This window comes from Streptomyces sp. NBC_01716, assembly GCF_036248275.1.
Taxonomy (GTDB): domain Bacteria; phylum Actinomycetota; class Actinomycetes; order Streptomycetales; family Streptomycetaceae; genus Streptomyces.
This window is the reverse complement of record NZ_CP109181.1, coordinates 2,973,485-2,992,124: the sequence shown is the minus strand read 5'-3', so window position 1 is coordinate 2,992,124 and position 18,640 is coordinate 2,973,485. Positions and strand designations below refer to the sequence as shown.

Below are 18,640 nucleotides of genomic sequence, written 5' to 3'. Positions count from 1 at the left end.
TGTTCGGGCAGGTCGGGTCACCACGACTCCTGTGCGTGGACGACGTCCGGATGTGGGGGCAGTGCGCCGGGGTGGTTCGGGAGGGCGAAGGCGGGATTCATGGCCAGGGCCAGTTCTCGGCCGCCCCGGAGCAGCACATGGGAGGGACCTCCTATGTACTCGTTCTCGACGTAGTAGCGGGTCCGGGTATACGCGGCCTCGATCGCGTTGTGGAGTGTCACCAGGTCCAACGCCTCCGGGCCCTCTTGAACGCCATTGGTCAGTCCGTCCACGAGGGTCTCGGTGAAGGGATCCGCCATCGGGCGGAAACTCGACGTTTCGGCGGCCATCAGGGCGGGAGCGGGGTCTGTGCCGGTGAACCGGGTCGTGGCCGTGGTCGCGTGGTCGCAGTCGAGGATGACGGCGGGGCGGGCCGCCCGACCGGTGCTCATGATCTCGGCAACGGCGTTCACGTCGACGCCGGTGTCGGTGTCGGCCGCGTGCCGCGGATCGGTTTCCGTCACGCCGAAGGCGAGTCCCCCTTCGCGAGGGAGGCCGCGCCCGGCGTACCAGAACAGCAGCACGTCCGATGCCGTCCCGGCGGCGTGGCGCAGGGCGTCGAGTACGTCGGCCGGGCGTTCCGGGCCCAGGAGCAGCGTGGTGTTCTCCCGGTGGAACGCGCCGCCGGGACCGGGGGAGGTGAGCGCCTGTGCCAGGCGGGCGGTCAGCTCTTCCGGCTGCCCGGGGGAAGGCCACTGGCGCAGGCCGGCGTTGGAGCCGACGAGCACCGCGCGGGACCGTTCACGGTCGGGCAGGAGGGCGTGACGCGGTGGTATCTGAGGCACTGTCATGGAGGTCCCTCACACAGCGATTCATTGTTCCCACGGTCCGAAGCCTCGGGTGTCACAGCAGCGCCGCTCCAACCACGACCGCCGCCACTCCGAGGAGCAGCGCCACGATGCCGCACGTGATGTCGAGTGTGCCGGAACGGTCTTCGGACTTGAGGTTCGGGGTGAAGACAGCGGGGTCGTCGGGGTCGTAGTGGATCGTGACGTTCCGGCCGTAGGAGTTCGTGGGGTCGGGCAGCTGGTCGGCGCAGTAGGCGGTGACGGTCGTGTCCTCGTGGGTGGTGAAGACGATGACCGGCGTGTGGCTGGTCCAGGTGTCGCCGTCGCTGTCGGTGCTGGTGTCCGTGAGCACGGCGATGACGCGGCCCGGAACAGGAGGTTGGGAGGTCAGCGCGCCGATACGGCGGTTCACCGCGCGTGCGTTCTGGGGCATGTACCACACGCCGGACAGGGTCCAGGGCACGCCGAAGCCGATCAGGGCCCACGGCCAGCCCCAGCGGATCGCCGCGAAGACCACGAGTCCGGCGTAGATCAGGAAGAGCGCGAAGTTCGGCCACCCGAGCCCGCGTCGGCCTGCCCGGAGGTCGCCGACGAACCGGTAGGCGTGCGGTCTCCCGCGCGGGTAGCGGACACCGATCTCCCGGCCCGTCCAGGCCACCGTGATCCTCTCCCCGTGGTCGTCGTCGTTCGTCACGGTGAACTCCTCACCGGCGGAGGGGTCCTGGAAGGAGACGACCACGGGTATCCCGTCACGCTGCGAACTTCCGTGCCGGGGTTCCCGGACCCGCTCGATCCGCCCCGGGACCCGGACCGCCCGCTGCGCCGGGGTCATCCCGGCCAGCGACCGGGCGTACCCGACCAGCGCGACGGCGCCGAACACCGCGCACCACAGCGCGAGATAGTCCCCCAGACTCATATGCCTTCCTTTTCCTCAGCGGGATATGGCCGGCGCGGCGTCCGTCAGTGCGCCGGGATACGCCGCACCACCTTGCCGTCCCCGTCCGCCTCCAGCGAGGCCGTTCCCTCGGTACCCGTCACACCCACCCTGACGGTGAGCGAGCCGGTGAGGCGTTCGACGGTGAGCTGCCAGGTCCGCGGGGAACCGACGCCCGGGCTGCTCCTCGCCTCCTCGACCAGGGCGGGGAAGCGGTCGTACGGCAGGGAGTCCGGGGCGAAGGCAGGGGCTTGCGAGCCGGTGGGCGCGTACACGATCGACAGCAGCCGATCCCGTATGACGACGGTGAGTGCCCCGCGCGCGTCCGTGCCCTTGGTGAGAGAACCGAGGGCATTGCGCAGCTCGCCCTTGTCGAGGAACGACCGGTCCGGGCCGAGGGTGACCGTGCCGGAGGCCGATGACACCACCGTGGTCGACGAAGGGGAAGAGGAGGAGGTCGGCTGTGCGGAGGACGGCGGCTGCGCGGAGGTGTCCTCGCCGAACAGGTCGGCGCGGAACAGCAGGACCACGCCGGCCGCGGCCAGCAGCAGGGCGAGCAGCGTGACGAAGCCGACGGCAGAGCCCTCCGAGGGCTCGCTCTCCAGGACCGGCCCCGGCGCCGAGTCGAGGCGGGCGCCGGCCGCCCGCTCCTCCCACTCCGGCGTCGGCCGCTTCACGATCCTCACCCGCCACGGGCTCCCCGGCGGGTAGCTGACCACCACGACACCGCCCCGCCGGTAGTCGGGCAGGTCCGCGACGTTGATGTCCTGCGTGAACGCGACGCGGTACGCCGGGCCGTCGTCCGGCGCGACCGTCAGGTCGAACCGCACCGCCACGTCGCTGGTCGCCTCACCCCCGACGGCCTCCATGCTCTCGACCACCGCGAGCGCCGTACGAGGCGCGATCGCCGCCTCCCGGGTGCGCCTCGGCGCACCGGCGAGGAAGAGGACCAGGCCGTAGGCCGCGGGCAGAGCCAGGCCGGTGACGAACAGCGGCACGCTCTCGATGATGCCCCCGACGACGAGAGCGGCGAGCGACGCCCCGATCACACCACCTGTGAGGAATCCCCGGGCGAGGACGACGGGCATGTTCCGTGCGGGGGGCACAGCGCCCGTGGTGGTGGTCGGCATTTGGTTCCGGCCTCACTTGAGTCCCGAGTGGGCCAGGCCCTCGACGAACTGACGCTGGGCGATGACGAAGACGGTCAGGACCGGCAGGACGGTCATGGTAGCGGCCGCCAGTTGGGTGTTCCACATGTCGCCCCCGTAGGCGTCGGTGAACCGGGTGAGTGCCTGCGGCAGCGTGAACAGCTCCGGCGAGGTGAGATAGACGGTGGGTTCCAGGTAGAGGTTCCACGAGGTGAGGAAGGTCAGGATCGCGACCGCGGACAACGCAGGCTTGGCCAGCGGCAGGAAGATCCGCCACCAGATCGCGGGGCGGCCGAGGCCGTCCAGCCGGCCCGCCTCCTCCAGCTCGGCCGGCAGGGCGATGAAGAACTGCCGCATGATGAAGGTGGCCAGGACGCACGGTCCGGCCAGCGCGGTGACCAGGATCAGCGGCCAGTGCGTGTTGATCATCCCGGCTTGTTTGAACATCTGGAACAGGGGCACGATCGTCACCTCGCTGGGCACCAGAAGGCCGGCCAGCACCACCAGGAAGATGCCGTTCGCGCCGGGGAAGCGGATCCGGGCGAAGGCGTACCCCGCGAGGCTGGAGACCAGCAGAGTGATCACGGTGACCAGGACGGCGATGTAGACGCTGTTCGCGTACTGCCGGGCGAACGGCTGGAAGCTGAACGCCTCCGTGTACGCGGACAGCGTGGGGTCGGCGGTCCACAGTGACGGCGGGGCCTTGAAGATCTCGGGCAGCGGCTTCACCGAAGCCGCCACCATCCATACGGTCGGCACCACGAACGGGATCGCCAGGACACCGAGCGCCGTCACCAGGAACGCCCGCCGGAGGACGGAACGCGGCTTACTCCTCATGGAACACCCACTTACGGCGCAACTGCCACTGCACCAGTGTCAGCAGCATGACGAAGGACAGCAGCATCAGGGCCAGCGTCGAGCCGTAGCCGATGTGGTTGAACTCGAAGGCCTGCTGGAAGACGTAGTACACGAGCACGGTGGTGCTCAACTCCGGTCCGCCGCTGGTCAGTACGGCGATCTGCGCGAACGACTGCAACGCCCCGACGACGGTGATGATCGCGGTCAGCAGCACCGTGGGCGAGATGAGCGGCAGGGTGATCCGGGTGAAGATCACCCTGCTTCCCGCGCCGTCGATCCGGGCGGCTTCGTACAGGTGTGTCGGCACGCCCTGCAAGGCGGCCAGGAAGAGCACCATGTTGACGCCGACGCTGCGGATCACCTGCGTGATGATCACCGACAGCATCGCGGTGTCGCCGTTCTGGAGCCAGTTCGGCCCCTCGACGCCGATCACGCCGAGAAGGCCGTTGACGCCGCCGTTGTCCTGGAGCAGGAAGCCCCAGACCAGGGTCCACGCCACCACGGAGACGACGACCGGGGAGAAGAACAGGGTGCGGAAGAACGTCGCGCCGCGGAACCGCCGGTTCAGGAGTACGGCGAGCAGCAGTCCCAGGCTGATGTTCAGGACCACGACCCCGCCGCAGAAGACGGCGGTCGCCCCCAGCACCGAGGCCAGTTGCGGGTCGTCGGCCAGGGCCGCGTAGTTGTCGGCGCCGACGAAGGTCTGCTCGCCGGTGAAGACGTTCCAGTCGTTCAGGCTGTACCAGATCGCCATGCCGACCGGGATCAGCACGAACAGCACGACGCCGGCGAGCTGCGGCGCGATGAACAGATAGCCGGCGAGCACATCTCTGCGCCGGGTCGTCCAGAACGGCGGTCCGGAGGTGTCCCGGGCGCTTGCCGGTGCCCGGGAAGCGTCCGGTGTCCTCGTACGGGTCCCCCTACGGGCCCTCGTGCGGTCCTTCGCGAGGGTCTTCGTGAGGCCGGCCATGGTCACTTGGCCAGGATCGGTTCGATCGCGCTGCAGACCGACTTCAGCACGGCGGGGATGTCGGCGTCGGCCTTCCACATCGCGTCCAGCGCGGTCTTGCCCTTCTGGGCGATCTCCGCCGGACTGGTGTGGTTGGGCAGGGTGACGGCGTTCGGCAGCTGGTCGACCACGGCTTCCTGGAGCTGCGCGGCGGTCAGCACCTTGGTGTCGGCGGCGAGCTTCGCGCCGGTGAGCAGAGACTTGCGCGGCGGCGGGAAGAACCGCGCCAGCTTCTGCGAGTTCGCCGGATTGGTCAGGTAGGCGAGGAAGTCCGTGGCCTGAGTCTTGTGCTTGCCGGCGGCCAGAACGCCCACGCCGGCCTGGCCGATGACGGAGTACCGGCCGGCCGGGCCCGCCGGCAGCGGGTACAGGGCGTACGTGAACTTGTCGGTGAGCAGCGAGGCGCGGGAGACCTGAGCCACGGTGAAGGCGGCGTCACCGGCGAAGAAGTCGGCGGTCGTGCCGGGGCCGGGCATGGCCTTCGACTTGAACGCGGCGTCGTGCAGGAAGGTGAACGCCTTCTGCATCTCGGGGTCGGTGAAGGTACAGGTCTTGCCGTCCGGGCTCCACGCGGCGGCGCCGAACCCGGTCCACACCGTGGCCAGCATGTTCCACGACTTGTAGTCGAAGTCCCGGACGACGAAACCGCCCTTTCCGGTGTCCGCGTGGACGGCCGCGCCGGCGGCGGCGACCTGGTCCCAGGTCAGGGTCTTCGGGTCGATCTTCTGCCCGGCCTTCGCCAGGAGGTCGGTGTTCACGTACAGCGCGAACGGCGAGGTCGAGAACGGGTAGGCGTACAGCGTGCCGTCCCGGCTGAACTCCTTGGTCGCGCTGCCCTCCAGGTCGTCGTACCCCCAGCCGTCGGTCGCCTTCAGCTTGTCGGTCAGCCCGACCAGCGCGTCGGCGGCGATCAGATCCGTCGACAGGTCACCCATCCAGGCCAGGTCGGGAGCGTTGCCGCCGGCTATCTGCGTGGTCAGGGTGGTGTTGTAGTCCTCGAAGGGCAGGCTCTCGAACGTGATCGAGGAGATCTCGGGGTGCTTGGCGCGGTACGCGGCGGCGATCGTGTCGAACAGCCTCAGCTGGTCCTCGTTCGAGGTCCAGACCGTCATCCGCAGCTTGACGTCCGTGGCGTCCGAGTCCCCGGCCCCGTCGGTGGACGCGCCGCAGGCGGCTGTCATCGTCAGCGCCGTCGTCAGCGCGACCGCGCCGAGCAGCTTTCTTGCTCTGTTCATGGTGTGGGTCTTTCCTGCTCTCGGCGCGCTGCGCCTTCGGTGGGCTAATAGCCGGCGATGTGCGGCCAGTGGAGTTCGATCCCGGCCGCGGTCAACCTGCCCTGGAGTCGGTCGACGAGGTCTTCGTCGGTCGCGATCTGCCGTGGGCTCAGGCCGAGTTCGAGGCAGTACGCGACGAGTTCCCCGGCCGATTCACCGACGTTCCACTCGACCGGATGCAGCCGGTAGGCGCCGTTGGTGATGTGGGTGGTACCGATGTTCTTGGCGGCCGGCACCAGGTTCTGGGTGGCCACCGGGACCAGCGCGCCGAGCGGTATCTCGAACGGCGCGCACTCGACGTCGATGTAGTTGTCGCCGCCGGTGGAGGGATGCAGATCGATCCGGTACATCCCCACCCCGACCGAGCCGTCGAACCGGGCCGGTCCTGCCTCCCCGCGGGCCTTGACCGAGATGTCCTGCTCGCGCACGGTGGTGAGTGCCCTGATCCGCCGGGACTCGCGGATGTACGGCGCCTGTGCGAACCCGTCGGCGGTGCCGACCAGGTCACCGCGCAGCCGCAGTCCGGGCCAGCCGCGGCCACCGTCCGGACGAGGCGCTTCGGTCTGCAGCCAGTACACGTAGGCGCGGGACTGCGCCTTCGCGGCGTCCAGGTGGAGCTGCCGGTCGTCGGTGTCGATGATCGAGCCGCCGACGTAGTCCAGTTGCGGCCAGTTGGCCAGCACGATGTCACTGTCGTAGAAGCCGTCGGCGAAGTTCTGCCGGGCGGCGATCCGCCGGAACTGCCACAGATCCCGGTCGCCGGCGTCGAATCGGGGGTCCCCTGTGGTGTCGCCGGCCGGGTTGACGTTCATGGTCCGTTCCTCCGGCAGGAGGGTGCGGGGGTTGGGCGCGGTGAAGGACAGCATCGGCGCACCCCAGAAGGGCAGTTCGAACGAGCGCCAGAAGTCGTAGTCGTCCGGCCTGGCGATGGTGTGGTCGCCCGCGACGTGATCGAAGACGAAGCACCACGCGATCGACTGCACGTTGGCCGGATCGGCGGCCTCGGGAGCGCTCGGCTCCCCCGTGTCGGAGCGCCCCTCGGCCCCCACGACGTACTCGGTCCCGGTCAGCGGCAGCAGATCGCCGGTCTCGGTCCCGTCCAGGACGTACTCGGCGCTGATCACGGTCTCGGCCCCGGTGCGCGGGTCCGCGACGGTGACGGTACGGACCGTCGCGTCGCTCACCTCGGCCGCGACGGGTACCGCGGGGTGCAGGACGGTGAGCCGTCCGGTCGACCGGTACGGCGCGAGCAGGGCGGTGATCACCGCGTGGGCCACCCGCGGTTCGTGGCACAGCCTGCTCACCCGGCCACGGCCCGGGTTGAGTTCCCGGTCGGCGCGCGCGGCGGCCGTCAGCGGGTAGTGATCGCGGTAGTAGCGGCGGATGTCCTCCCGCAACGCGCGGTAGCGCGCGGTGACGCCGAACTGCTCCACCCAGATGTGCTCGTCGGGCGGCACGGCCTGCGAGGTGAGCTGCCCGCCGAGCCAGGCGTACTCCTCGGTCAGCACCACACGGCGGCCGTGTTGCAGCAGTGCCAGCGCCGCGGCGACGGAGCCGAGTCCGCCGCCGATGATCGCCACCTCGGCGGTGATCCTGTCGGTCATGACGGCGCGTCCGTTCGCGTGACGATCGTGTCCCCCGGCTCGACCTCGGCGACCAGCAGCCGCTCCCGGTCCAGACCGGTCCACTCCTGCGGGGCCGTGGTGATCAGGAGCTGGAGGAGATCGAGTGCCTCGGCCGCCAGCTGTTGCCTCGGGACGTGGAAGCCCGCCAGTGTCCGGCCCTCCACGCGATGGCCGCGCACCTCACCGAGCGCGGCGAGCGAGATCTCGTCCGGTACGGCGACCCCGGCGCCGAGCAGCGCGTACGCGACATCCTCCGCCAGGAACGCGTCCTCCGCGATGATCAAGGTGGCCCCGGTCGCCCGCGCCAGTCGGGGCAGGTCGGCGATCCTCTCCTCACCGACCAGCAGGAAAGCCAGCCTGCCCGCCGCCGAGGCACCCTCGACGGTGTCGCGCCGGTCCCGGGCGGTCGGCGTGTCACGGCCGCGGTGGACGTACAGCGCCTGCTGGTGCCCGCCGGCCGCCGCCTGATCGATCAGCGCGGTGGTCGGGGTGATGTAGTCGATCGCCACGTACGGCACCGCGGCGGCGGTCTCGTCCCGGCGGCCGATCGCGACGAACGGGAACTGCTCGGCGACGAGCCGTTCCAGCTCGGACGCGACCATCTGCTGACCGAGCAGGACGCAGCCGTCGGTCAGCCGCAGCCGGGTCTTGCGGTGGAAGAGGCTGCGCGTGCCGTTCTCGACCGGTGAGGAGGTGAAGAACAGCAGGTCGCAGCCGATCTGCTCGGCGGCTCGCTCGATCCCGTTCAGCAGGGGACCGTAGAAGTCCATGCTCTCGGGGGACAGCGCGGCCTCGTAGGTGAAGACGCCGATGATCTGGTTGTCCAGGCCGGCGAGCCGGCGGGCCGCGGGATCCGCGACGTAGGAGAGCTGTTCGATGGCCTCCTTGACCCGCGCCCGGGTGGCTTCGGGGACCCGCACGTTCGAGTCGTCGCGGTCGTTCAACACCACCGACACCGTGGTCTGACTGACGCCTGCCAGCTCTGCGATCTCGCGTTGCGTGACACGGCGAGGTCTCGGCGACATCGCTCCTCCATCTGATAATGCCTAACTTCATCTGCTGGCCGTGACCGTAACGCACGAGGGATTACTAGGGCAAGAGTCCGTTGACACCAAGGTAGCGAGCTGGAAACGTGTCGTTCACGAAGTTGAAGATAGGCATTATCAGCTGCGCCGCCAAGCGCTGGACAGGAGCGGACGATGGTCTCCGAAGCCTTCTCCCGACCCACCCTCAACCGCCGGGGCTTCCTCGCCGCGGCCCTCGCCGCCGGCGTCGTACTCGTCGCCGAGCCGACCCCGACCACCGCGCACGCCGCGGCCGGCGACGTCACCCTGACCGCCGGCGGCATCAGCCTGCTGGCCGGCGCGGGCGGCAGGCTCGCCATCCGTGACGCCGACGGCGTCACCCGGTCGGCCGGGTCGAAGTTCCAGGTCAAGGACAGTGTCACCGGCATCCACGTGTCCACCGGCGGCACCCCGACCCTGAGCGCGCTCCCGGACGGGACGCCCGCGATCCGGATGGAGTACACCTTCGACGCCGCCGCCGGCCCGACCGGCGTCACGGGCTGGTTCAGCGTCGGCACCTCCCACGCCGTGCTGGAGTGGCACGTCACCGGGGCGGACACGCTGGTCCCGGACGGCTTCCTGTTCAGCCGGGCGATCCAGGCGCCGACCGCGCCCGACGACTACATCGCGATCACCGAATGGGTCCGCGACACGGGCGGAGGCATCCCGTACGAGACCACCCTCGGCATCGCGCACACCTCCACGTGGGGAACCACGCTGCACGGCCTGTTCCTGCTGGACCGGTCCCGCCAGGCGTGGACGAACGCGACCTGGGTGCACGCGCCGGGTGTCGCGGACCCTGCCGGCGGCTGGACCAGCCGGGCCGACTTCTTCTTCTCCGAAACCCGGCCGTCAGCCACCGCCACCATCGGCCGGGGCCGCGAACTGGGCCTCGAACTCACCACGAACCGCGACTTCAACCTGTACGAGTCGGCCGGCGAGCAGATGGCACTCACCGCCCTGGTGGCCAACGGCGGCGCGGCCAGAACGGTCGAACTGGAACTGTGGGTACGCGGCTTCGACGGCGCCCTGCTGGCCGAGACCACCACGACCGGCAGCGTCGCCGCGGCGGCCACCTGGCAGCACACCTTCACCCTGACCGCACCGGCCGGCGGGATCGCACTGGCCGAAGTTGTCGTCAGATCCGGTGACGACGAGGCGTTCGCCCGGACCAATCTCGCGGTCCTGCCGTCATACGACTACCAGGCCGGCACGGACAGCATGTTCGCCGTCGCCAACTACCCGTGGCTGCGGCGGCCGAGCGACGACGCCGTACTGGACCTGTGGCAGAAGGTCGGCATCAGCCTGGTCCGGATCGCCTACGACGGCGGCCCCGGGCTGCCGCCCGCCGCCTTCGACGCCCGCGGCATGCGGCACAACATCGAACTCCAGCCGTCGCTGGACGTCACCGACGCCGAGGCGGCCACCTGGGCCGCGGACAAACTGGCGGTGGCGGTCGGTGCGGGCGCCGGCTACTTCGAGGTCGGCAACGAGCTGAACAGACCGTTCAACACCGGCGACGCCGCGCAGGCATACCTGGACAAGGCACTACGGCCGGTCTTCGACCGGCGGGCAGCCACCGGCGACACCATCAAGCTGATGAACAACGGACTGGCCGGCATGGACAAGCCATGGGTGGAGAACTTCATCGCGGCGGGCGGCTGGGACCTGATCGACGCCTTCGCCTACCACCCGGGACGCGGCAACTTCACCCCGGACCACATACCGCCGGGCGACGACTGGACCACCGGCAGCAACGGCACCTACTGGAACTTCTACGGCGGCCTGCGCCAGCTGAAGGCACTGATGGCCGAGCACGGCGAGAAGGAGATCTGGCTGACCGAGGCGTACGCACCCACCAAGCCCAACAGCTGGTGGCACGACACCTACCGGCATGCCGCGGAGAACGTACTGCTGACCCTCGCACTGGCCAAGGCCGAGGGGATCCGGGCTGTGTGCTGGTACCAGTTCCACGACAGCGTGCTCGGCATGCCGCAGGTCGCCGACCCGGACAACGCCGAGTACCACTACGGTCTGATGAACCGCGACCTCAGCCCGAAGCCGTCGCTCCTGGCGTACGCGACCGCGGCCCGCACGCTCGACCGGGCCACCTTCCGGGGCCGGCTGACCTTCGCCGACCCGCTGACGTTCGGCTTGTGGTTCGACACACCCGACGGCCCCGCGGTCGTGCTGTGGAACCGGGCCGACGGCTATCTGCTGAACACCGCCGGCCAACGCACCGACTGGCACTTCCCCGCCCCCGAGGTATGGACCGACCCCTGGCCGACCAAGACCAAGGTCGTGGTCGCCGCCACCACCGCCGTACAGGAGGTGGACGCGGTCGGCCAGGTCCGGCGGATCCCGGTCACCGGCGGCAGGGCGACGCTGACACTCGACGGCGCGCCCCGGATCTACCACGGCCTCGCACCCAGGACGGACGGCCAAGGCCACCACACCCTGTCGCGGGCGGCCCGTTCGAGACGCCCCGGCGAACCTCGGACCGACGGTCGTCGCTGACACCCGGCGACCGGGCGTCAGGCGCTCAGCGTGATGTCCGAGGCCGGGACAGCGCAGCACATCGGTGTCCGGCCCGGACCGACGGGGGCGGCCGGGGTGAGGAGGTGTGCCGTGTCGCCCTTCACCGGTTGGCGGCAGGTGCCGCACGCGCCGGCGCGGCAGGCGGCGGGCAGGCGGAGGCCGGCGGCTTCGGCGAGGTCCAGCAGCGTTCCGTCCTCGGGCGTCCAACGGGCCTCGACGCCGCTGGTGGCGAACCGTACGGTGAACGGTCCCGGTGAGGGCGGGGGCAGGTCGGTGAGCGGGGCCGGCACCGGGGAGAAGAACGGCTCGTCCGTGACGGACTCCTCGGGAAGGCCGGCTCCCCGCAGGGAGGTACGTACCGCAGTTACGAAGGGGGCCGGACGAGAGACCGTACGCCCGGCGAGTTCACCGAGCCTGGCGACGACGTGGGGCGAGAGATAGCGGCTGTCCATGATCGGCTCGCCCGGTACGTAGTCGAAGAGCCGCCTGCTGACTGCCGAGATCCCGGAAGCTCCCCCGTACCCCGAACCGTTCCCGCAACACCCCCGCCACCGCGGCATCGTCGACGGGAACCATGGACGGGACCTGCCAGTCCGCGGCCGAGAACCCCATTTGGTCAGGCGGTGATGAGGCGGTGGTCAGGCGGTTGGGATGGCGGTCCTCGTGAGCTGCTCCGAGACCTCCCACAGACGCAGACGTTCGTCGTCGCCGGCGCCGCTCAACGGTGCGTACAACCGCTGCTCGGCGGGCGGGCCGCCGAGGTTGCCGGGGCCGCTGGGGCCGTACAGTGCGCCCGGCTTGGTGTCCGGACCGGTCGCGGCCATCAGCGCGGGCAGTTTCGCGCTGTCGACGGTGCCGACAAGGATGCCGAGCGTCGAGAGCGCCCGGATGACGCGCACCGCTGATGTGTCCTTGGGGCGGCCCAGCTCCGGGCGGGCGGCGAGGAGGCTGGTGGGGGCGACGCCGGGGTGGGAGAGGTTGCTGGTGATGCCCCACCCGTACTTCTGGCTGCGGCGTTGCAGTTCGAGGCCGAAGAGGCCGAAGGCGATCTTCGACTGGACGTACGCGCGCTGCTTGTCGTAGCCGCGCTCCCAGTTCAGGTCGTCCCAGTTGATGGAGCCGCTCCGGGCGGCGATGCTGATCTGTGAGGTCACGCGGGCGCGGCCGGCCCGCAGCAGCGGCAAGAGGTGGCCGACGAGGGCGAAATGGCCGAGGTGGTTGGTGCCGAACTGCAGCTCGTAGCCGTCGGCTGTGGTCTGACGGCTCGGGGGGATCATCACACCGGCGTTGTTGATGAGGATGTGGATGGGGTCGCCCTCGCGGCTGAGGGTGTCGCCGAGGGCCGCGACGGAGTCGAGCGACGACAGGTCGAGGTCGCGCAGCGAGACCTTCGCGTCGCGGACGCGGTGGCGGATCCCCTGGACCGCCTTCTCGCCCTTGCCGGGGTTGCGGACGGGCATGATCACTTCCGCGCCCGCGGCGGCGAGCCGCGTGGCCATTTCCAGGCCCATGCCGTCGCTGGCGCCGGTGACGAGCGCGCGCTTGCCCGACAGGTCCGGGATGGTGATATCGATTGCTCGGCGAGCCACGATTCGCTCCTTGAGTCGGTGTTCCCGTCACCACACTTCAGGAAGCCGCGGCCGTCTTCCAGGGATTGCCGATCCGTGGATCCGGCCGGACGAAGACGGTAGAAACGACGGACCGCCACCGCTGAGAAGAAAGAGACCATGATCGATCGCGTCGAGCTGGCAAAGTTCCTCCGAAAGCGTCGAGAGGCGCTGCAACCGGAGGACGTCGGGCTGCCGCGCGGTGCCAGGCGTCGTACGAGCGGTCTGCGACGCGAGGAGGTCGCGGTGCTCTGCCACATGTCGACCGACTACTACGCACGTCTTGAGCGGGAGCGCGGCCCGCGACCGTCGAGTCAGCTGCTCGCGTCGATGGCTCAGGGACTGCATCTCTCGCTCGACGAACGGGACCATCTGTTCCGCCTCGCGGGACATCAGGCGCCCGAGCGCGGCGGGACCGGCGATCACATCAGTCCGGGGCTGCTCCGGATCCTCGACCGTCTCGCCGACACGCCCGCGGAGATCGTCACGGAGCTCGGCGAAACCCTGAGGCAGACCCCCATGGGCGTCGCTCTCACCGGGGACACGACCCGCTACAGCGGCCCGGCGCGCAGCGTGGGGTTCCGGTGGTTCACCGATCCTTCGGAGCGTCTGCGTTACGCGCCCGAAGAACACGCCTTCCTCTCCCGGATGTACGCGTCGGGGCTGCGCCAGACCATCGGCCTTCGCGGTCCCGGATCCCGGGCCGCGTATCTGGCGGAGCTGCTCCTGGAGCGGAGCGAGGAGTTCCGCCGGCTGTGGGACGAGCATGAGATCGGTGTGCGCCCCCACGAGACCAAGCGCTTCGCGCACCCCGAGGTCGGGCCCCTTGAGCTGACGTGTCAGCGACTGATCGATCCCGGCCAGGCCCACTCGCTGCTCGTCTACACCGCCATCCCCGGCACGGAGAGCTACGAGAAGTTGCACCTGTTGTCCGTGATCGGACCGCGGTCACCGCACTGACGCGGGAGTTGAGCGGGACCGCCGGCCCCGGGGCGCTGCCCGTCAGAAGACCGCCAGCGGATTGACCGGGACGCCGGTGAGGCCGTGGATGCGCGGGGGTGCCACCGTGAGCAGGAAGGCGTGGCGGTTCAACTCCGCGCAGACAGCGGCCAGTTCGTTTAGTTCTGCGACGTCGATCAGAGGCATTCCGAGAAGCGGCAGAGCGACGCGGTGCAGCGGTCCGGGGACGGCGGGATCCAGCGGCGGGTGGGCGTCGCCCAGATCGCCCGCGTACAGGGACACGCCGCGCCGGTGCATCCACCGCACCGCGTCCAGGCTGATGCCCGGCATCGGCCTCTCGGGGTCGATGGCGTAGACCCATCCGCAGCGCACCACCAAAGCGTCCCCGGACTCCAGCCGCACGCCCTGGCGGGCCTCGGCCGCCTCGAAGTCCTCCGAGGTGATCGGATGGCCCATGGGCAGCGGGCCGTCCCAGGCCAGGTCGAGCAGGACACCCCGGGTGACGATCCCGGCGGCGAACGCCGCCGTGGAACCGTGCCGCACTCCAGCCGGTGTCACGCTCTCCGCGAGGGGCCGCCCGGGGTAGACCTGGCCGTCCCATATCTGGTGCCCCAGGGCGTCGAGGTGGGTCGAGCGCACGTGATGGTTGGTCACCAGCATCAGGTCCGCCGTCGCGGGTGCTCCTCCGGTGTACTGCATCAACTGCTGGACCGGCGAAGTCTCTTGAGTGGTGGGCGCGAAGGGCCCGCTGACCAAGGGCGCCGGCTGGATGGGCTGAGCCAGCGAGACCGCGCGCCCGGTACGCGCCTGCGCGGCGGCTCTGGCCCGGACCTCGTCGGTGATCAGGTTCAGCGTGCCCAGCTCGTCGTCCGCACCCCATCGGCCCCAATTGCTCGGGAGTTCCTCCTCGTTGGGCGTTGCGACCACGTCGTACCTCTGTTCCGTACTCATGACCGTGAACGTACTGGAAGAGTGCCGCCCCAGCCTGGGATTGACAGGTCCTGGCAACGATCGGGACCCCTGGGCAGAGTTCGGAGCAGTATCTGAACCGATTCTTCGTGACGTCGGTATCGGGCACGCCCTGCTGGAGGAGAACCCCCCTCGAACTCGGCACCGCCGGCTCGGCCGCCGCGGTCGGCAACGCCATCCACAACGCCACCGGAATCCGGGTGCGTCACGTCCCTGTCACCCTTGACAAACTGCTGGTGGACTGACCGGCCGGCCACGCGTCGGGCTTCGACTTGAGGGAGTGCAGAACATGTCGTATCCGGAACCCCGACACCACGGGGACACAGGCGAGGTCAACGCGGTGTACCGGCCCGCGAGCACCCCCGCCGACGTGCGGTCGCCGTCGGGAGCCGAGACGCACTTCGTGGCGTCCAGCGTGTCGACCGGCGGTGAGTTCGGGCTCTACCGGATGGACATGGTGCCCAGGGGCGGCGGTCCGAGCACTCATTTCCACCGGACGATCTCGGAGTCGTTCTACATCCTGGAGGGGACGGTCCGGCTGTACGACGGTGAGCGCTGGACCGACGCCGAGAAGGGCGACTTCCTGTACGTGCCGCCGGGCGGGCTGCACGGGTTCCGTAACGACTCGGACGAGCCCGCCTCCACGCTCATCCTGTTCGCGCCCGGCGCTCCGCGCGAGGAGTACTTCGAGAAGATCTCCACGGTCGGGCGGATGACGGACGAGGAGCGGACGGCGTTCTTCATCAAGCACGACACGTACTGGGTGGACTGACGGGGCGCGTCGTCAGGTGGCGAGACCCGTCTTGGCGCCCGCGCCGCACAGCGGGACGGTCACGGTGCGATCGGTCCACTCGCCGACGGCCGCCCAGCAGGCGACGCCGGTCGACTCGACGAAGAGACCGCGCGACGCCAACTCCCGCTGTGCCACACGGATCTGATCCTCGGTCACGGTGACGAAGGTCCCGCCCGATTCGCGTACCGCTCGAAGGATCTGGCGGGCGCGTGGTGGCCGCGGGATGGCGATGCCTTCGGCGAGGGTGGGAGCCGGGGGCTTGAGCGTGCCGGGGAATTCGGTGCCGAGGTCGTCCTCCCCCGCGTGGAAGGCGGCGGCCAGCGGTGAGACGGCCTCGGCCTGGACGGCGATCAACTGGGGGCGCTCCGCGATGAGTCCGTGCGCGTGGAGTTCGGCGGTCGCGAGCGAGGCGCCGAGCAGCAGGGTGCCGTTGCCGACGGGGACGGCGATCGCCTCGGGGAGGCTGCCGCCGAGGTCCTCCCAGAGCTCGTACACGTATGTCTTCGTGCCGTGCAGGAAGTACGGGTTGTAGACATGGCTCGCGTAGAACGTGCCCGCTTCGCCGGCCGCGGCGCGGGCGGCTCGCGCGGTGGCCTCCCGGTCGCCCTTCACGCGTTCGAGGCGCGCGCCGTGGGCGCGGATCTGCTCGGTCTTCTTCGGTGACGTGGACTCCGGGACGTACACGGTGCAACTCAGCCCGGCCCGTGCGCAGTACGCGGCGACGGCCGTCCCCGCGTTGCCGCTGCTGTCGGCGACGACACGGTGGACGCGCTCCGGTCCCAGCCGCAGGGCCAGTTCGGCCAGCATCACCGCGCCCCGGTCCTTGAAGGAGAGGGTCGGCATCAGGAAGTCGAGCTTCGCGGAGACGGTGGGTGTCATCGGCACCAGCGGCGTACGGCCCTCGCCGAGAGACACCGCCCTTGTCGGAATCGGCAGCGCCTCCTCGTACCGCCACAGCGAATTCACGCGCCGCCCCAGGGAGTTGAGGGGAACGGGCGATGCGGTGAACTCCAGGTCCCAGGGGCCGCCGCACTCGGGGCAGCACCAAGGGGCCGAGTCGACGGCGGCGCGTGTGCCGTCGACCGGGCAGAGGTACGTGGTCATGCGACCAGCATGACAGGCCGGGCGACAGCGGCAGGCGGCAAAGCTCCTGCGTACACCGCTCCTTGTCACTTCATGTGAAAGTCTGGCCTATGCTTGCGGTCAACAACCAACGGTTGCCAGGGTGTTGCTGTCTGTCAACTTGTTGGGAGTGGCCCTGTGGCTTTCGGTGAGCAGCCGGCCTATCTGCGTGTCGCCAGTGATCTTCGGCAGAAAATCGTCGATGGCGCTCTGCCGCCGAACACCCGGCTGCCGTCCCAGGCCCGGATCCGCGAGGAGTACGGGGTCTCGGACACGGTCGCTCTCGAAGCACGCAAGGTGCTGATGGCGGAGGGGCTCGTCGAGGGCCGTTCCGGCTCGGGCACCTACGTCCGTGAGAGGCCCGTCCCGCGCCGTATCGCCCGCTCCGGGTACCGGCCGCCGTCCGGTGCCAACCCCTTCCGGCAGGAGCAGGCCGAGGAAGGGGTGCGCGGCACGTGGGAGTCGAGCAGCGAACGCGACGAGGTGGCTCCGGAGATCGCGAAACGGCTCGGCATACAGCCGGGCGACCCCGCGATGCGTACGCGCTACGTCTTCAGGGACGCGGGGGAGCCGATGATGCTCTCCACCTCGTGGGAGCCCCTGGAGGTCACGGGACGCACGCCGGTGATGCTTCCGGAGGACGGGCCGCTCGGAGGCTGCGGGGTCGTGGAGCGGATGGCGGCCATCGGGGTCGTGGTGGACAACGTGGTGGAGGAGATCGGCGCGCGCCCGGGGCTTGCGGAGGAGCTCCTGTTGCTCGGCGGTGTACCCGGCCATGTGGTGATGGTCCTGGAGCGGACGTACTACGCGTCCGGGCGCGCGGTCGAGACGGCGGACGTGGTCGTCCCGGCGGACCGCTACCGCCTCGCCTATCACCTTCCGGTCAGATGATGATCGGATGACAACCGGCCGACCTGAGCGCCGACCCGTCGGTCCGGTACGGTGGTGTGCCGCCTCAACAGGGCGTTGTACGCCGGGAGATGGCGGGCGACGGCCCGGGTCCGCCCTTGGGGCCCCGAATCTTCTTGGCCAGATGTGTACCTCTTTGTGTAAACGCGCATCCGCTGAGTGAAGGTCAGGCGTAGGCTCGGGCATATGCGGATTGGGGTTTCCGGCAGATCGCCCGAGTGGTGTGGACCGTTGGCGGGAGGGGCGCGATGAGCGACAGCGGTGCTGTGCTGCCCTGGCTGGTCATACGTCAGGACGACAACGGGAACCGGTATCGCGTGGGCAGGTACGCCACGAAGGACGAGGCGCAGAAGACCGCCGACAGCCTCGATATAAAGGGTCACAAGCAGCTCTACTGGGTCGAGCGCCTGCAGCAGACCAGCCGCTGACCTCGCGGGCTCCGGACCGCGGCCCCTCGTCGGGTGAGCGCCGACGGCCGCGTTACGATCCGGCCCATGAGTGACGGCGGAGCTGCAACAGTCTTGATCGACACGGTCGCGTGGGTCCGGGTGGAGCAGGGCAGGATCCTCTGTGCCCGCTCCCGCGGGAAGGATGTCTTCTACATCCCCGGGGGTAAGCGCGAAGGCGCGGAGACCGATCTGGAGACCCTGGTGCGTGAGGTCGAGGAGGAGCTGGCCGTGGCCGTCCTGCCGGCCACGGTGGCCCATCTGGGCACGTACGAGGCCCAGGCCCATGGTCAGCCCGACGGTGTCCTCGTCCGGATGAGCTGCTACTCCGGCGAGTACCGGGGCACGCCGGCCGCCACGAACGAGATCGAGGAGATCCGCTGGCTCTCCTACGGCGACCGGGCCCGCGTCGCCCCCGTCGACCAGCTTCTCTTCGACGACCTCAGGGCCTCGGGCGAGCTGGCATGACCCTCCGTCAAGATAGATCTTCTTCCGTTCCGGGTATGTGCTGATAAACCCTCCTATAAGGGGTATGGGTTCGCTGTCAGTCTGGAGAA

At 69.7% G+C, this 18,640-nt stretch carries 19 protein-coding genes; 7 read left to right on the top strand and 12 right to left on the bottom strand.

The window, feature by feature from the left end; translation table 11 throughout:
* Positions 1-17 precede the first annotated feature (17 nt).
* Genes OIE74_RS12815 through OIE74_RS12780 form a run of 8 tightly spaced genes read right to left on the bottom strand, consistent with a single transcriptional unit; the run spans position 18 to position 8,700 of the window.
* Complete coding sequence (locus tag OIE74_RS12815) at positions 18-830, bottom strand: hypothetical protein (protein ID WP_329382210.1); 813 nt, start codon at positions 828-830, stop codon at positions 18-20.
* Positions 831-882: 52 nt separating this feature from the next.
* Entirely contained in the window at positions 883-1,743 is an 861-nt protein-coding gene (locus OIE74_RS12810; protein WP_329382207.1) for a DUF3592 domain-containing protein, read from the bottom strand.
* A 44-nt stretch (positions 1,744-1,787) separates the two neighbouring features.
* Positions 1,788-2,891, bottom strand: a complete 1,104-nt coding sequence (locus OIE74_RS12805; protein WP_329382204.1) for a hypothetical protein — start codon at positions 2,889-2,891, stop codon at positions 1,788-1,790.
* 12 nt (positions 2,892-2,903) lie between these two features.
* On the bottom strand, positions 2,904-3,746 hold the full coding sequence (locus OIE74_RS12800) for a carbohydrate ABC transporter permease (protein ID WP_329382202.1): 843 nt from the start codon (positions 3,744-3,746) through the stop codon (positions 2,904-2,906).
* Entirely contained in the window at positions 3,736-4,737 is a 1,002-nt protein-coding gene (locus OIE74_RS12795; RefSeq protein WP_443076348.1) for a carbohydrate ABC transporter permease, read from the bottom strand. Before OIE74_RS12795 ends, OIE74_RS12800 begins: the two co-directional genes overlap by 11 nt.
* A 2-nt stretch (positions 4,738-4,739) precedes the next feature.
* Positions 4,740-6,011 (bottom strand): ABC transporter substrate-binding protein, encoded by a 1,272-nt coding sequence (locus tag OIE74_RS12790; protein WP_329382196.1) that lies wholly within the window; start codon positions 6,009-6,011, stop codon positions 4,740-4,742.
* 44 nt (positions 6,012-6,055) lie between these two features.
* On the bottom strand, positions 6,056-7,654 hold the full coding sequence (locus tag OIE74_RS12785; RefSeq protein ID WP_329382193.1) for an FAD-dependent oxidoreductase: 1,599 nt from the start codon (positions 7,652-7,654) through the stop codon (positions 6,056-6,058).
* Complete coding sequence (locus OIE74_RS12780; protein WP_329382190.1) at positions 7,651-8,700, bottom strand: LacI family DNA-binding transcriptional regulator; 1,050 nt, start codon at positions 8,698-8,700, stop codon at positions 7,651-7,653. Before OIE74_RS12780 ends, OIE74_RS12785 begins: the two co-directional genes overlap by 4 nt.
* 174 nt (positions 8,701-8,874) lie before the next feature.
* Between OIE74_RS12780 and OIE74_RS12775 the strand changes: the two genes are divergently transcribed.
* Entirely contained in the window at positions 8,875-11,256 is a 2,382-nt protein-coding gene (locus OIE74_RS12775; RefSeq protein ID WP_329382187.1) for a hypothetical protein, read from the top strand.
* Positions 11,257-11,273: 17 nt separating this feature from the next.
* Here OIE74_RS12775 and OIE74_RS12770 read toward each other — a convergent pair whose 3' ends face one another.
* A complete protein-coding gene (locus OIE74_RS12770; protein ID WP_329382184.1) occupies positions 11,274-11,729 on the bottom strand; it encodes a 2Fe-2S iron-sulfur cluster-binding protein in 456 nt (151 codons plus the stop codon).
* Positions 11,730-11,915: 186 nt separating this feature from the next.
* Positions 11,916-12,866 carry an SDR family oxidoreductase gene (locus OIE74_RS12765; protein ID WP_329382181.1) on the bottom strand — a complete coding sequence of 317 codons (951 nt, stop codon included), beginning with the start codon at positions 12,864-12,866 and terminating at the stop codon, positions 11,916-11,918.
* 138 nt (positions 12,867-13,004) lie between these two features.
* On the opposite strand from OIE74_RS12765, the gene OIE74_RS12760 reads away from it, so the two are divergent.
* On the top strand, positions 13,005-13,844 hold the full coding sequence (locus tag OIE74_RS12760) for a helix-turn-helix transcriptional regulator (RefSeq protein ID WP_329382178.1): 840 nt from the start codon (positions 13,005-13,007) through the stop codon (positions 13,842-13,844).
* 42 nt (positions 13,845-13,886) lie between these two features.
* On the opposite strand, the gene OIE74_RS12755 is transcribed toward OIE74_RS12760, so the two are convergent.
* A complete protein-coding gene (locus OIE74_RS12755; RefSeq protein ID WP_329382175.1) occupies positions 13,887-14,795 on the bottom strand; it encodes a cyclase family protein in 909 nt (302 codons plus the stop codon).
* A gap of 107 nt (positions 14,796-14,902) precedes the next feature.
* On the opposite strand from OIE74_RS12755, the gene OIE74_RS12750 reads away from it, so the two are divergent.
* Both OIE74_RS12750 and OIE74_RS12745 read left to right on the top strand, forming a co-directional pair.
* The gene (locus tag OIE74_RS12750) at positions 14,903-15,058 is read left to right on the top strand and encodes a hypothetical protein (protein WP_329382172.1); all 156 of its coding nucleotides are present in this window, start codon (positions 14,903-14,905) and stop codon (positions 15,056-15,058) included.
* A 44-nt stretch (positions 15,059-15,102) separates the two neighbouring features.
* Positions 15,103-15,585 (top strand): cupin domain-containing protein, encoded by a 483-nt coding sequence (locus tag OIE74_RS12745; RefSeq protein WP_329382169.1) that lies wholly within the window; start codon positions 15,103-15,105, stop codon positions 15,583-15,585.
* A gap of 12 nt (positions 15,586-15,597) precedes the next feature.
* Here the strand turns inward: OIE74_RS12745 and OIE74_RS12740 are convergent, their stop codons facing one another.
* Complete coding sequence (locus OIE74_RS12740) at positions 15,598-16,710, bottom strand: pyridoxal-phosphate dependent enzyme (RefSeq protein WP_329382166.1); 1,113 nt, start codon at positions 16,708-16,710, stop codon at positions 15,598-15,600.
* Between the two features lie 156 nt (positions 16,711-16,866).
* Between OIE74_RS12740 and OIE74_RS12735 the strand changes: the two genes are divergently transcribed.
* The 3 genes from OIE74_RS12735 (at position 16,867) to OIE74_RS12725 (ending at position 18,551) form a co-directional block, all read left to right on the top strand.
* Positions 16,867-17,619 (top strand): GntR family transcriptional regulator, encoded by a 753-nt coding sequence (locus tag OIE74_RS12735; RefSeq protein ID WP_329382163.1) that lies wholly within the window; start codon positions 16,867-16,869, stop codon positions 17,617-17,619.
* 266 nt (positions 17,620-17,885) lie between these two features.
* Positions 17,886-18,065, top strand: coding sequence for an SPOR domain-containing protein (locus OIE74_RS12730; RefSeq protein WP_329382160.1), 180 nt, complete (start codon positions 17,886-17,888; stop codon positions 18,063-18,065).
* Positions 18,066-18,131: 66 nt separating this feature from the next.
* Complete coding sequence (locus tag OIE74_RS12725; RefSeq protein ID WP_329382158.1) at positions 18,132-18,551, top strand: NUDIX hydrolase; 420 nt, start codon at positions 18,132-18,134, stop codon at positions 18,549-18,551.
* Positions 18,552-18,640: the final 89 nt, after the last annotated feature.

Excerpts from the sequence above, each read along its gene's own strand:
- OIE74_RS12740 (WP_329382166.1), bottom strand. The coding sequence starts at position 16,710 with ATGACCACGTACCTCTGCCCGGTCGACGGCACACGCGCCGCCGTCGAC.
- OIE74_RS12805 (WP_329382204.1), bottom strand. The coding sequence starts at position 2,891 with ATGCCGACCACCACCACGGGCGCTGTGCCCCCCGCACGGAACATGCCC.
- OIE74_RS12745 (WP_329382169.1), top strand. The coding sequence starts at position 15,103 with ATGTCGTATCCGGAACCCCGACACCACGGGGACACAGGCGAGGTCAAC.
- OIE74_RS12780 (WP_329382190.1), bottom strand. The coding sequence starts at position 8,700 with ATGTCGCCGAGACCTCGCCGTGTCACGCAACGCGAGATCGCAGAGCTG.
- OIE74_RS12730 (WP_329382160.1), top strand. The coding sequence starts at position 17,886 with ATGAGCGACAGCGGTGCTGTGCTGCCCTGGCTGGTCATACGTCAGGAC.
- OIE74_RS12775 (WP_329382187.1), top strand. The coding sequence starts at position 8,875 with ATGGTCTCCGAAGCCTTCTCCCGACCCACCCTCAACCGCCGGGGCTTC.
- OIE74_RS12760 (WP_329382178.1), top strand. The coding sequence starts at position 13,005 with ATGATCGATCGCGTCGAGCTGGCAAAGTTCCTCCGAAAGCGTCGAGAG.
- OIE74_RS12795 (WP_443076348.1), bottom strand. The coding sequence starts at position 4,737 with ATGGCCGGCCTCACGAAGACCCTCGCGAAGGACCGCACGAGGGCCCGT.
- OIE74_RS12785 (WP_329382193.1), bottom strand. The coding sequence starts at position 7,654 with ATGACCGACAGGATCACCGCCGAGGTGGCGATCATCGGCGGCGGACTC.
- OIE74_RS12755 (WP_329382175.1), bottom strand. The coding sequence starts at position 14,795 with ATGAGTACGGAACAGAGGTACGACGTGGTCGCAACGCCCAACGAGGAG.
- OIE74_RS12810 (WP_329382207.1), bottom strand. The coding sequence starts at position 1,743 with ATGAGTCTGGGGGACTATCTCGCGCTGTGGTGCGCGGTGTTCGGCGCC.
- OIE74_RS12800 (WP_329382202.1), bottom strand. The coding sequence starts at position 3,746 with ATGAGGAGTAAGCCGCGTTCCGTCCTCCGGCGGGCGTTCCTGGTGACG.
- OIE74_RS12790 (WP_329382196.1), bottom strand. The coding sequence starts at position 6,011 with ATGAACAGAGCAAGAAAGCTGCTCGGCGCGGTCGCGCTGACGACGGCG.
- OIE74_RS12725 (WP_329382158.1), top strand. The coding sequence starts at position 18,132 with ATGAGTGACGGCGGAGCTGCAACAGTCTTGATCGACACGGTCGCGTGG.
- OIE74_RS12770 (WP_329382184.1), bottom strand. The coding sequence starts at position 11,729 with ATGGACAGCCGCTATCTCTCGCCCCACGTCGTCGCCAGGCTCGGTGAA.
- OIE74_RS12815 (WP_329382210.1), bottom strand. The coding sequence starts at position 830 with ATGACAGTGCCTCAGATACCACCGCGTCACGCCCTCCTGCCCGACCGT.